Annotated in this window: 2 protein-coding genes; both read left to right on the top strand. The window is 67.6% G+C overall.

All coding sequences use genetic code 11. The annotated features are described in order from the left end of the window. A partial coding sequence (norR, locus tag JV551A3_RS06005) for a nitric oxide reductase transcriptional regulator NorR (RefSeq protein WP_133978438.1) occupies positions 1–1,457 on the top strand: 1,457 nt, incomplete at its 5' end. A gap of 189 nt (positions 1,458–1,646) precedes the next feature. After that, the coding region (locus JV551A3_RS06000; RefSeq protein ID WP_205125932.1) for a chemotaxis protein CheW at positions 1,647–1,896 on the top strand (250 nt) is incomplete at its 3' end.

Below are 1,896 nucleotides of genomic sequence, written 5' to 3'. Positions count from 1 at the left end.
CCATGCGTGGGTTGCTGCCCTGCGATGCCGCCGCGCTGATGCGCCTGGACGGCGAGTGGCTGGTGCCGCTGGCGGTGGACGGCCTGAGCCCCGATACCCTGGGCCGGCGCTTCAGGGTGAGCGAACACCCACGCTTCCAGATCCTGCTCAGCAGCCCGGAACCCACCCGCTTCGCCAGCGATTCCGAGCTGCCCGACCCTTACGACGGCCTGGTCAACGCCCCCCATGCCAACCTGGAAGTACATGACTGCATGGGTTGCCCGTTGATGGTCGACGAGCGCCCTTGGGGCCTGGTTACCCTCGATGCGCTGACCCCCGGGCAGTTCCAGAGCCTTGAGCTGGGCGCCCTGCAGGCCTTCGCCAGCCTGGCAGCCGCCACGGTCACCGTGGCTGAGCGCATCGAGCATCTGGCCCTGCGCGCGGAAGACGAACACCACCGCGCAGAGATCTACCGCCAGGCCAGCGGCCAGGACAAGGAGCTGATTGGCCAGAGCCCCGCGCACAAGCGCCTGGTGGAGGAAATCCGCCTGGTCGGTGGCAGTGACCTGACCGTGCTGATCACCGGTGAGACCGGCGTCGGCAAGGAGTTGGTGGCCCAGGCCCTGCACCAGGCCAGCAACCGCGCTGGCAAACCGTTGGTAAGCCTCAACTGTGCCGCCCTGCCCGACACCCTGGTGGAAAGCGAACTGTTCGGCCATGTGCGCGGTGCCTTCACTGGCGCCCATGGCGAGCGCCGTGGCAAGTTCGAGCTCGCCAATGGCGGCACGCTGTTCCTCGATGAGGTCGGTGAACTGCCGCTGACGGTGCAGGCCAAGCTACTGCGGGTGCTGCAGAGCGGCCAGTTGCAGCGCCTGGGCTCGGACCGCGAGCACCGGGTGGATGTGCGCCTGATCGCCGCGACTAACCGCGACCTGGCGGCAGAGGTACGCGCTGGCAACTTCCGCGCCGACTTCTACCACCGCCTCAGCGTATACCCGCTGCACGTGCCGCCGTTGCGCGAACGTGGGCGCGATGTGCTGTTACTGGCTGGCTACTTTCTCGAACAGAACCGCTCGCGCCTGGGCCTGAACAGCCTGCGCCTGAGCAGCGAGGCCCAGGCTGCGCTGCTGGCCTATGACTGGCCGGGCAACGTGCGTGAACTGGAACACCTGATCGGTCGCTCGGCGCTCAAGGCACTGGGCCAGCATTCCGACAGGCCACGCATCCTCACCCTGGAGGCCATCGACCTGGACCTGCGCGCAACGGCAACGCCCGGCACCCCGCCCTCCCCTGCCGCGCCCCTGCCGGCGGCACCGCTACCCGAGGGGGGCCTGCGCGAAGCCGTCGACGACTACCAGCGCCAGGTGATCAAGGCCTGCCTGCAGCGACACGAAGATAACTGGGCAGCGGCTGCCCGGGAACTTGGTCTGGACCGCGCCAACCTTAGTCGTCTGGCCCGTCGGCTGGGGCTGCGCTGAGTTGGAATCCTGGGGGCGCTTTGCGCCCCATCGCGACACAAGGCCGCTCCTACAAGGGACCGCGATCCCCTGTAGGAGCGGCCTTGTGTCGCGATGGGCTGCAAAGCAGCCCCAGAATCCCAACGCCCGCTAAAGCCCGACCAAAACAGGCCGATAACCGGTTATCCCCTGTTCCCCACGAAGGTCACCATGGCCACGCAAAATGCCCGCGCGGACTCGCTGTCCCTGCTGCTGTTCACCCTGCGCAGCGGCAAGTTGATGGCAATCAACCTGCTCAAGGTCAGCGAGATAATCCCCTGCCCGCCGCTGACCAAGCTGCCCGAATCGCACCCTCACGTGAAAGGCGTGGCGACCCTGCGTGGCAATCCGCTGTCGGTCATCGACCTGTCCCGCGCCATCGGCGAACGGCCGCTGGCCGACCCNGACGGCGGCTGCCTGA

Origin of the sequence: Pseudomonas inefficax, from assembly GCF_900277125.1 — a bacterium.
GTDB classification, from domain to species: domain Bacteria; phylum Pseudomonadota; class Gammaproteobacteria; order Pseudomonadales; family Pseudomonadaceae; genus Aquipseudomonas; species Aquipseudomonas inefficax.
Note: the sequence above shows the minus strand (reverse complement) of the source record. Positions and strands in the feature narration are given on the sequence as shown.